We start from the raw sequence: 11743 nt of genomic DNA on the forward strand, positions 1-11743 counted from the left end.
GCTGAATTCGGCCTCATCCCAGCCATCCAGCCGATCCCCACGTATGACCGGAGCATGACCACCTCACGCGCCCGTGCGTTGCGTGATCAGGTGCGCACCACGCTCACGCAGGTGTGCGCACGGTGCTCGTATGCCGATAGCTACCTCAGTGCGGGCAAGCGTTACCGCGAGGCGCTCGGCGACCCCCGCACCCTCGTCGGCCTGCCGTCCCTGAGCACCGCGCCGGAAGGGGCCGGGATCGGTCGGCAACTCACCGCCCTCAAGCGCTGGCTGATGACGGAAGCCCGCTGAGGCGACGCCGCTGGGCAAACCGCTGTCCTTATGAACTGGTGACGGCCACGTGCCACCACCACGCGACTGGCCGCCGCAGGTGCGGCCAACCAAGGAAGGAAGAAAGGAGCCCAGATGTCCACGATTCCCCCGCCAACCCCCGAAGCGATCCACGCCTGATGAAAGGAGACCACATGTCCACCATCCCACCGCCAACCCCCGAAGCGATCCACGCCTGGGGTTGGGAGATGGGTGTCGAAGCCGGGCGGCGCCTGGCCGACGAGAGCGATGCCTTCATCGGCATCACCATGCCCGGCCTCGACGCCCCCGCTGCCCTGGAGATCTACGGCCGCGCCTACCTGCGTGCGATCATCCAGAGCTATCGCACGGCGCTGCGCCGTGCGCTGATTGACCGCGCAGACAGTGCTGCTGACCAGCACCGCCGTACCACGACCGCCACACCGAAGCTCACGCCGAAAGGAAAAAGACCATGACCATGCCCACCCCCATGTTTGATGGCCTGCTCGACGACGACCCGCCCTCGACGTTGACCACCCGTGCGCAGGCCGATGCGCATCTTGAACCGGATGCGGATGCGGGAACGCCCGTTCGTGCCGCCAACCCGGATGACGAGGCGACATTGACCACCGAACCCGCTCCGGTAGCCGCCGCCCTCGACCCACACGAGAAACTGGTCATCGTCGACGGCCAGCGGTTCCTCGTGGCCGCCGACATCGACCACGAGACCATCCGCCAGCACCTGATCCGCCAAGGCTTCGCCACCCTCGCCGGGGCCACGATCCGCACCGGCACGACCGAGCACGACGGTCGCACCCTCGTCACCGTCGACTTCATCAAGCAGGCCGGGACGAAGGGATAACATCCGCATAGAACAGTGCCACGTCACCGGGATCAGGGTCGTTGCCCTGATCCCGGTCTTCATGCATTCGGAGGCCCACATGCATCCATCATTATCAAACGCCGCGCTCATCGCCCTGCTCGAAACGATCCCGGCGCAGCCCATTGACGCCGCCAAGCCGCTCACGACCCTTCGCCCACTCATCAGCGGCACGCTGACCTTCGCGCAGGCACTGGAGCCTGCGATCCAAGAGGCTCTCGACGCCTGCGCGGCCATTGCCTATCGCCAGCACCTGCCTGGGAGGATTCTATGCGACCGACTCCACAACGTGCGCCCCATCCCCGCGTCGGCAGACGTCGTCGGGTGGTGAGGCGCTCGGCCACCGATGCGATCACGCGCCTCGCCGCAAGCGAACACCTCGCCGCGATCCACTACGGCCGCGAGGCCGCCGCGTTGATCCGCCATCGCTTTCCCGCCTTCTACGCCGCTCATGTCGCCGACCTGCCGACCACGCCACCCTACCTGCTGGGCGTCATCCAAGCCTTCTTCTCCCTCGTCCAGCCGCAGATCGGGCTTGACCACAGCCACGTCCTGACGATCGACCCGGACGATCCTCGCCGCGTGCTTCACCCAGCGTTGAGCGACGACGACGCGCGCAGCGCCCTGGAGGAATTTCACGGCTGGGGGCTCGACGAGGTCTGGCCGGAGGTCTACGGGCTCCCGACCGAGCAGGACGAGCTGTTTGGCGAAGGCCGGAACCTGCTCGTCGCCATGCTCTGGTCACTGGCCGACCGCACCGCCTGGAGCGCAACGCTGGGCGATATGGACGACGTCATCACCGCCTGGGGCGACCAGGTGGCACTCAGCCCAGGACACACCACACTCCTCGCGAACCTGCCGCACCTGGAGCCAACCACGGACATGGAGGCCCTCTGCACCGCATTGAGCACGCAGCCATTCCCGCTTCCCGACGGAACCGCCATCGATCTCGGCCAGGTCGTCCGCTTCGTTTTCAGCCGTACCGACAACTGGTTCGCCGATCTCAGCTGGGACGAACTGGCCGACATGAATGGCAGCGGCCTCGACTGGTGGAGCGACGATCTGATCGCCATCGCGGCCGATCAGACCGCAGCACGCGGCTGGTTCGAGCACTGCCACCTGCTGAACCGCGTCGTCACCGCTGAGCCAGCCGTCCTCCGCGCCGTGATCGCTGCCGTGCAACAGGCGGCCACGGCGCCATGCACCGCCACTCCTCCCGCAACGCCGCCACTCGGTGATCTTGCAAGGCTGCAAGATCAACCCTGATCAGCCGATAGCCTCCCAATGCCCTGAACGCCCTCACCTTGATCTTGCATGATCACCCCCGATTCGGGGGCGATCAACATCGTTTGGCATGATCAATCGGGCAATGGCATCTTCCGTTGGCGGGGGCCGCTCTGCTCGCGGATCGCTCCCATCCGCCCCCACCGTCGGCGTCAACGCCTCGGCAACAACGGGCAAAGCCGGCCTGCGCCGACTGGATCACAGGCCTCGCAGGCGGCCTTGACTACCCAGGAGCCGCGCCGTTCACGGCCACGGCAAGCTGCTGTCATCACCTCCGCTGCCGTTCGATGATCTTGCAAGGCTGCAAGATCACCATTGATCAGCCGATGGCCTCCCAATGCCCTGAACGCCCTCAACCGGATCTTGCATGATCACCCCCGATTCGGGGGCGATCAACACCGCCCAGCATGATCAACCGCCGTGCTTGCCTGCCCGCTGACACACCCCAAGCGCATGCGTCGGCCTCACCTCAGCAACATACCTTTGCGCCTCTGCGCCTCTGCGTTAAAAAAACCGTCTTCTCTGCCTACGGGATTATCCCCACGCACCAAAAGGCACCTTTGCGCCTTCGCGCCTTTGCGTCAACCAACCAGCCTATGCAGAGCAAGGAGACCCCTTCATGGATCTGCCTGAACAACCACCGGACGAACTTCGCCGCCGCCCCTGGCTGCGTCGCACGCCACGCCCGATTCGCCAGACGCTGGTCATCGACCGCACACCGACTATCCAGATCGGCATCTTTGCCGACGCGATCTACCTGACGCGCCGCCAAGGTCGGGGCTGGATCTCGTACCCAATCAGCGCCGAGGATCTCGCCGCCGCCCTGGGCAAACTCCCGACGAGTTCGGGGTTGCTTCCGCCGAACACCCTGGGCACCGGCACCGTGAACGGCCAGCGCTACTACGTGCTCCTGATCCCGCCACGCCCAGCGGCCCTGCGCATCGCTGGACGCACACGCCCCCACACCATCCAGACGCCGCCGCTCATCTGGGCCGGTTGCGGTCAGGATTACCGCATCTTCGCCCTGGCGACACTCGACTGGCCGCAGCGGCAAACACCGCTTGCCCACGCGCCCTTTCCGAACACCTACGCGTCTGGCGCGATCTGCTGGGGCAACACCGAGCCGCGGGCGGTCGCCGCACCCGCGACGATGCTGCACGTCCTCGACCTCTACCTGGAAGGCTCGTGCTTCAATCACCACCTTGCGCAGCAGCGCAGTCGCAGCAAACCACGCAACGTCCTGACACGCTACCGTACGCTCAGTGCCGCAACGCCCTACCCGCTTGACGATCTCGTCCCGGCTGGACACGACCTTGCCTGGCTGCTCGCCGGCGAAGCCTGGCGTGGGCGCGGGGTGCAATGAGAGGATGACGCCATGGACACCCTGATCATCGATGAGCCCATTCCCTACCTTGTGCCGTCCACCCAGCCCATCCAGATCGGCCTGGTCGGCTGTGGTGGCACCGGCTCCCATCTGGCCGTTGCGCTCGCCCGCATGGCCTCCCACCTGCGTGAGCGTGGCAGCCCACCGCTGCACCTCATCTTCATCGACGGCGACCGCGTCGAGGCACCGAACATCGGGCGCCAACTCTTTGCCCCCGCCGAACGGGGCCGCCACAAAGCCCAGACCCTGGCGGATCGCCTCAACGCCGCGCTCGGCCTGGACATCGTCGCCGTGCCGGAGATGGCGACCGCCGCGTTGCTGCGCGAACTCGCCCCGCCCGCCCAGACCATCGGCATCCTCGTCGGGGCCGTCGACACCGCCAGCGGACGGCGTGCGCTTCACGAAGCCCTGGCCCACTCACGCTGGCAACTCTGGCTCGACAGCGGCAACGAACACGCCTGGGGGAAAGTCCTGCTGGGCACCACCACCGAGCAGCGCCAACTGCACGGTGCCCTGGCCCTCGGCGGGATCTGCACCGCCCTCCCCGCGCCAACCCTGTGCTACCCGCACCTGCTCCACGACGAACCGGCGAATCAACGGGCAGGCGACGCGCACCACCGGGGCGAGGTGACAACAGCCAGCCGCCTGTCCAACGCACCGCCTGATCGTCCCCCACGCAACCAGCACCACCGGGGCGGGGTGACAACAGCCAGCCGGCGGCCCAACCAGCCCCAGGGCGACTGTGCAGCCGACATGCGCGACGGCCTGCAAAGCCTGATGATCAACCAGACCATGGCCGCCATCGCCGCCCAATATCTCCACCAACTCATCAGCGCCCGAGGCATCACCACTTTCGAGACCGCGCTCGACCTAGCCAACCTGACGATGCGCTCGATCCCGATCACCGCCACGACCCTCGCCGACGCCAGCGGGCTCAGCATCGCCGCGATCACCCAGACCGATGAACCCGGCCATCACCGAGAGCGAGAATAGCCACGACCGTGCCCATCCGGTTGACCCGTGTTGACGTACCGGCGCAACGGTGCACCAGTTTTCGCGTCGGTGCATGAACCCTTTGCGCCTCTGCGCCTTTGCGCCTCTGCGTCAAAAAAACCACCCGCACCTTCGCGGCTTTGCGCCTTTGCATCAAAAAACCCACCGTACCAATGAATCGACCAATCAACGGAGGATCCCCATGACCCAGACACCACCACCCACTGACGACATCCAGACCCTATCGTTCATGCCATTCGACCTGGGCGAAACCATCGCCCCACCGCCACCAGCCGCCCCGCCACCAGCGCGTGAGACCGCCCCGACCACCACCGCACGCAGCAACAAACGCAGTCAGCGCCCCGCAGCGAAGACCACCACGCCGCCAACGCCGACCGCACCGGTGCGCCTGGAAATCACACCGCCACCGGCGCTACCCGAGCTTTCGCTATTGCAACGCGCCGCCGTGCGCACCGCGCTCTGCCAGACGCTCGCCGCGCAAGCCCACGCTGACCTCCAGGCACTCCTGGCGAACCAACCCAACGACCAGACCGAGCCGAGCCTCGCCATCCCCGCTGCACGCATCGCCGCCGCCGCCCGGCTCCTCAGCGCATCGCCGGCGCTCAACGCCGCCGTGAGCCTGCTCGCGCTGGAGGCGACGGCGTAGCAGGGAATCAACACCTTTCAGTGCATGACGAAGGGCCAGTGCCGGGCGGCGCTGGCCCTTTTTTGGTGTGTCTGCGTAGGCAGTGATTTTACGCGACATTCAAGCTAAACTCGCCAAGGGACAGATGTTAGTGTCGCAGGAGCGAGAACTTTAGGGGATCGCCGGGGCCACATTCTCATTACGCGCCCAGGCCTTCAGGTATTCCTGCGGCCAAATTTCGCCACGCCTTGTCTCCCAATCATCAGGTGTCGTCGGGCGAGAGATACCAAAGTGTAGGTGCGGGTACGTACCTGCGGCATTGCCACTGATACCGATGAGGCCAAGAAGTTGGCCTGCCTCCACACGAACCCCTGGTTCGACTCCCTCAGCGATTTCTGACAAGTGGGACCCGTAGTAGCGAACCCCGTCGTCACCTATGATAGCCACTGATAACCCCCCGCGATCGGCCGGGTCTTTGCTGCCCAGTGCATATCGATCCTCGCGGCTGACGAAATCGACCACACCGCTTGTTACGGACAGGAACTGGCTGCCAATAGGACAGGCGATATCTGCCGCCGGGTAGTCGTGGTGAGAGGACGAGATCTCGTACCATGATGCCTTGATCGGGAAGACGTGCAGTAATCCTTCGACCGTAGTACCGGGGACGATGGTGGGGCTAGCCGTCGGCGGTAAGATCGGCTCTGTCGTTTCGGTTGGTATTGCCGTTGGCTCAATGGTGGCGGTCGCTGGTTCTCTAGTTACTGTTGGCTGCTCAGTTGGTACTGCAGTAGGTTCTGGCTTTGCGGTTGGGATCGGAATATGCGTTGCCGAAGGAACTGTTGGCAGCTCAATGGTTGCTGAGAGACGAGTAGTAGGCACGGATGTCTCGGTTGCCGACGCTGTTCCTACAGATGTAGTGGTTTGAGGTGAAGCGCAGCTGACAAGAAACCCGCTTATAATAATTAAAAAGCAGAAAAAAAGCGGCATTCGGTTCATTATGCGCTTCCCTTATGGTTCTTGCGGTAAGCCAAGGAATACCAGTTCGCTGATCGCTGCGAAATCACGAGGCGCATTAGTTTCTGGTTCGGTTGTTTCGATGATAACGATTCGTACCGATGTAGTGACAATATTGTTGACTGATATCGGTTGAAGATTGGGGCGATCTTCGTAGCTTGCCTCGACGCTGGTACTGTCGCTGAACTCAAATCGAACAGAACGAATACGTCGATTTTGTTGAAACCGATCAGTCCCATCAACAGGGTCGATCTTGGCATAACCAGGCAATAGACTGATCTCACTAAGGCGCACTGGAGCAGCAAACTCGATGACGATTGACGTATTGACACCGGTACCTGCAACACGCCATGTAGTGTCTGGGAGCCCATCAAGCATGTTTTCGGCGACATAAGTGATAACGTTCCCGCTGCTGTCTCGCCCATCAGGAGCAGTTCCGCTTGCTTGAATGCGTATAGGAGTAAGTGGCCCTGGCTGAACGACGGATGTGGGCGTGAAGACCACAGCGGGTGTCTCTCTTAGGTTCTCAGCAGCTGCTGTAGGTGTGTCAACAGGATTACTCGTCGCTGTACGATTTGTATTTGTACCTGTAGCCGTTACTCCTGGCAAAGCCTGTGCCGCGGATGTACCAGGAGTACGCACCGGAGTGGCAGCGCCAGCAACGTCGTAGCGCGCCAACAGTTCTGGCGAAAGTTCTGCAACCGTGCGATTGGCTCGCGTCCAGGCTATAAGTTCGTCCAAGGTATCGAGACGCCACTCTCTCCAGCCGCGCACCTGGGAACTAGCGGTGAAAATTGTTTTGCCATTTGGGCCGAAAGCGACTGAGGTTACCTTCTCAAAGTTATCATACCTTCGAATCTCGGTTCCAGTAGACACATCCCACACCCGTAAGGTGCCATCAGTGGATGCGCCAGTGACTAGATGTTGACTATTGGGTGAATACGCGACAGGTCCTGCCGCGCCTACTAATCGTTGGATCTCTGCTCCTGTATCGGCCTGAAGCAACCGGACATCTTCGTCGCCTCCAGATGCAATGGTTTTTCCGTCTGGACTAAAGGCAACATGGCGTCCACTTGCTGCTGCTTTCCAGATCATTGTGCCACTAGCCGTGTCAAAGAGAGCGATTTCAGTGCCGATTGTTTCTAATGCATATGCGCTTGCAAAATGCGATCCATCGGGAGAGAAATCAATTGGAAACGCAATTTCATCAGAGGCACTAATTTCTTGATCCTTGACACCGATGTCTAAGCGATACAACTCTTCACCAGACAACAAGTCCCACGCAACTATTATCGCACGATCAGTAGTTGCTGTATTACTGCTTGTCTGCTCAATTATTCCCACCCCAAAGCGATTATCAAGACTAAAATAAAGCATCGAGAGATCTTCTAAATCGCCTATCATAAGACGGCTGGGGGTGCCTTGCCTGACATCCCAAAGTGCAACTGCGAGATTGTTGTCTTTCATAACTGGTAGAAGTACCTGCGAGCCATTCGAACTGATAGCAGGAAGGATATATGCATTGTGTGGGCTGTATCCTTCTATTTTATCGCCATCACCAAAACTGCGAATTGTAGCCATTGTTTCGAGGTCAACGATATGATAATATTCGGATGATGGCGCGGTGAAAGGATAGTAAGCGTTGATCAACGTATAACGTCCGTCTTCACTGATTATCGCAGGCAAGATGGATTTAAATAACTCTGTGTCACCTGTACTTGCATTAATAATCTCCACATCTGCGTCGTCTGGCGCTCCGTTTAATATGGCCACACGATGCACATTGATACTCGATTTTAGATCTTCTGTGCCGAATACTCTGGATTCTCCCGAGGGCAAAGGACTTCCATGTATTACAGCACCATTTCCAAGTTCATATTCTAGCAGGCCTCTTGAAGATTGGGCTATTATGGTCAACCCATTATCATTAAACCATATAGGATTAATACTGCCTGGAAATTGAAGGACTTGCGTGCCTGTCTCTACTGCCCAGGCCCCGACCCCGTTAGCCGAGTTGGCAACAATAACGGAACTATCTGGGCTCCAAATAACTGGGCCGGTTCCCTGTAGGCGTAATTCTTCACTGGCAAACCACTGTTTATCAAGGCTTCCCAAGTTGATGCGATATATTCGGAGCGAGTTATCCTTAGCACCATAGACTATTCGGAAGTTGATTGGGGCAAACTGTTGATTGTACAAATCAAATGCAAAGCCACCGCCATAGTCGGGTAAATCCGCAATTAGCTCGCCAGTATGAATGTTCCACACCTTCAGTTCACTGTTCACAATGACTCCGGAAAATGGAGCAGTGGCTGTCCATCCAGATACGACTAAACTGCCATCAGGACTGACAGCCGTACAAGTTAAGCTAGAACTTGAGGCGCCGCTACTTTCGAATTGCGTTATAGTGACTGGAAATTTATAAGGCGCAATGAGAACCGGATTACGACCAACAGTGGTAAAATACAATCCCTCTTGCCCAAAAACGATACATCCGGCATAATCACCAAAGCCGCGCTCTATACGCGTGTTACTATCCATCCGTACTATTTCAATGCCTTGCTCAGTGTCCCATCCAATAATCCCATTTTCGGCACCTGCAAATACATATCGATTGTTGGAGCTTATATATGCATATGCCGCACGTCCCTCTTGACTTAATTCAAGGCCTGAAAGGTTTCCCAAGGTTCTCGTGCTACCAGTGGTAAGATCTCGTAAGATTACGGTCAATGTTCCATCGGTTACAATATCTACTATCTTTGAACCATCAAGGCTCACTGCATCTCCAGGACCTAGCTCTCGGACAAGATCTGGTTTGTAAGCCAGTTCGGCTAGAATTGCCTGGGCTTGGAGCGGCGGCTCTGCAATGTTGTTTGCCTCTAGGGCGAGGGCAAGTGCCAATGGCTGTTCCCCCCGTGCAGCGGCAACCTGCGCATCTCGTGCAATGGTGAGGCTGCGCCGTCGATTCGCCTCGGCCACGGCTCGCTCTTGCTCAATTAATGCTTGCGCTGCGGCAGTGGCTCGCTCTGCTTCGGCTATGGTCTGGGCCGTCGCATTAGCGTCAGCTGTTTGTTGAGCGGCAACGGTGCGCGCTTGCTCAGCATTAATTTGGGCCAGACCAAAGAAAACCAGTATTGCCAGGAGCGTTGCTCCCACCAGCGATAAGCTCGCCACCCGCAGCCGCATGTTCCGCTGATACTGCTGGCTTGCGGCATAACATGCCGCAATGCGCCCATCGACATCATCAGTAAACCGGGTGTCTTCGATGAAGCGATGCACACGCTTTAGTGTACTGCCACGGTAGAGGTAGCTCGGATCGCCGAGTTTGCCCCGCGTCGCGACTGTTGGCAGCCAGAGTTCAGCAGTAGCGAGTAACCGCTCTCGCTCTTCGATGCGCTCTTTGCGAGCTTCAACAAGCTCGTGCAAGAACGACCATTGCCGCAGCAAAATCTCGTGTGTCAACTCCAGGTAGAGATCATCACCGATTTGCATCTCGGTAAGCAGGCGTCCACGGGTATCTGTCAGGCGCTGCAAAACCAACCCAAGCCGGATCTGGTTTTTTTCGCTAACAAGATCATCTCGGCGAACACGTTTACGTGTGTATTCATTTGCGATACCTGGCCGAACTAATGCCACCAATAGGCTCTTGACGAGAGGCTGATCGATTTCACTAATGTTGTTATAGGTGTCGGTGGCGTGACGATCAAGGACGCGCTCCAGTCCTCCCAAACGGTTATAGGCAAAATGGGTCAGGTGATTGTGCTCAGTCCATAAGAGGCGCAGCAAATATTGCACCAGCGGGAGAGAGCCAGTCGTTCGGCGAAACGTTTGCAGGATGAGATCAACCAGGCCCTCTTGGAAGCGCAGACTCTGTTCGTTTTGCTGGTTAAACCGCCGTAGCGGTTCTTCAATAGCTGTGCGTAGTTGATCATTATCAAGGGTGTCAAGAGGAATGTTCTGTCGCTGAATCAGTTCGACTAGGCGTGGTCGCTCGATATAGTCCGGGTGCTCAAAAAAATTCTCGCGGGTTGCGAGAATAATGTGAATAACCCTTGGTGCTTGCGCGTCAACAGCAAGAAGTGCCTCAAGGAAGCGGCGGCGCTCCTCAACGCGCCCTTTCTCATCACCGACAAAAAGCTCCTCAAATTGGTCAACAATGAAGCAGAGGTGCCCATCCGGAGGTCGAAGCCGATCTAAGATGCCAACGAGCGCAGCCGGATCTTGGTGGAGTAGCTTGGCGACGAATTCCTGGTGCTCTTCCTCGACCGAGTCCAAACTCAAGGTCTTTGCCAGGCCGATAATCGGGTCGTTACTCGTATCGAGCGTATGCACAATTATGGCGGTCTGACCACCCCAATGTTTGCGTAGGGCCGGAATAAAGCCAGCCCGAACAAAGGAGGATTTGCCCACCCCAGAAGGCCCTGTTACTGGGATGATCGTGCGGTCAGCAAAGGTGAGCGCAACGCTTAGATCATCATCGCGGCCACAGAATAGCGTATGGTCACCTTCTTGAAATGCTGAAAGCCCGGGATATGGGCAAAACTGTGCAGCACGAAACCTTTCTGGGACTGTCGATTGAGGATCATCTACAACTTGGGTGACTAGTAGCTGAACAGCGTATTGAGCAGCGTTTTCAATAGAACTGTGATCTTGGGCCAGCATAATCTGGACAGCTGGCTGCAGTTTCTCAAGAACGATCTGCTTACTCAGTGTCGCTAGCTCAGATTGGCTGGCTAGCCGGTTCGCGATTTGAGTCGCTAGTTGCTCAATTTCGGTACTCGGACGGTCGGACATGTGTGCTTGAAGGGTATTTAGAACCGATTCATACAGGCTCATAAAGATATATGCTCCTGGAGGACTGTCATGCCTCAGATAATGCAAACAAATGCCACGCTATACGATCTTCGTATAACGCTGCTCTTAAATTAGAGACCACACATTTAGTCTTACATGTACCCAGAAGACTACACATTTAGGTTTACCTGTGCCCAAGGGATAAACTAAGTATAGCATGGAGAGTGGTTAATTTATAGTTAAAATGAAGACTAAAATTTGCAAGCCCCCGTACTAATATAAGAATACTTGTTCTCATTATTTTATACCCTAAGGATTGCACCCTTTCACGCCATCCTTAGGTAGGGAGTGTCTCAGTGCTTCATCCTATCCAGGAGAGACCGATACACATTAGGGACTACGCAGTGGCATCAGGACGCGCCCCGTCACCAGGGCGCTTCGTTATTTCGGCCTGACCGCC

At 58.2% G+C, this 11743-nt stretch carries 9 protein-coding genes and 1 pseudogene; 8 read left to right on the forward strand and 2 right to left on the reverse strand.

Going from position 1 to position 11743, the window contains the following annotated elements:
* From EKD05_RS26125 to EKD05_RS24140, 8 genes and pseudogenes are all read left to right on the forward strand, one after another.
* Positions 1–291: pseudogene (locus tag EKD05_RS26125) on the forward strand (hypothetical protein); the annotation flags it as partial.
* A gap of 173 nt (positions 292–464) precedes the next feature.
* A complete protein-coding gene (locus EKD05_RS24110; protein ID WP_129677970.1) occupies positions 465–764 on the forward strand; it encodes a hypothetical protein in 300 nt (99 codons plus the stop codon).
* Positions 761–1150 carry a hypothetical protein gene (locus tag EKD05_RS24115; RefSeq protein ID WP_129677972.1) on the forward strand — a complete coding sequence of 130 codons (390 nt, stop codon included), beginning with the start codon at positions 761–763 and terminating at the stop codon, positions 1148–1150. Before EKD05_RS24110 ends, EKD05_RS24115 begins: the two co-directional genes overlap by 4 nt.
* A gap of 79 nt (positions 1151–1229) precedes the next feature.
* On the forward strand, positions 1230–1499 hold the full coding sequence (locus EKD05_RS24120) for a hypothetical protein (RefSeq protein ID WP_129677973.1): 270 nt from the start codon (positions 1230–1232) through the stop codon (positions 1497–1499).
* Positions 1493–2434, forward strand: coding sequence for a hypothetical protein (locus tag EKD05_RS24125; RefSeq protein ID WP_129677975.1), 942 nt, complete (start codon positions 1493–1495; stop codon positions 2432–2434). Before EKD05_RS24120 ends, EKD05_RS24125 begins: the two co-directional genes overlap by 7 nt.
* A gap of 637 nt (positions 2435–3071) precedes the next feature.
* Positions 3072–3815, forward strand: a complete 744-nt coding sequence (locus EKD05_RS24130; protein WP_129677977.1) for a hypothetical protein — start codon at positions 3072–3074, stop codon at positions 3813–3815.
* 12 nt (positions 3816–3827) lie between these two features.
* A complete protein-coding gene (locus EKD05_RS24135) occupies positions 3828–4829 on the forward strand; it encodes a ThiF family adenylyltransferase (protein ID WP_129677979.1) in 1002 nt (333 codons plus the stop codon).
* Between the two features lie 202 nt (positions 4830–5031).
* Entirely contained in the window at positions 5032–5496 is a 465-nt protein-coding gene (locus EKD05_RS24140) for a hypothetical protein (RefSeq protein WP_129677981.1), read from the forward strand.
* A gap of 150 nt (positions 5497–5646) precedes the next feature.
* Here the strand turns inward: EKD05_RS24140 and EKD05_RS24145 are convergent, their stop codons facing one another.
* Complete coding sequence (locus EKD05_RS24145; RefSeq protein ID WP_240695919.1) at positions 5647–6354, reverse strand: peptidoglycan DD-metalloendopeptidase family protein; 708 nt, start codon at positions 6352–6354, stop codon at positions 5647–5649.
* Between the two features lie 129 nt (positions 6355–6483).
* Entirely contained in the window at positions 6484–11325 is a 4842-nt protein-coding gene (locus EKD05_RS24150) for a hypothetical protein (protein WP_129677984.1), read from the reverse strand.
* Positions 11326–11743: the final 418 nt, after the last annotated feature.

Origin of the sequence: Candidatus Chloroploca sp. Khr17 (assembly GCF_004138165.1) — a bacterium.
Taxonomy (GTDB): Bacteria; Chloroflexota; Chloroflexia; order Chloroflexales; family Chloroflexaceae; genus Chloroploca.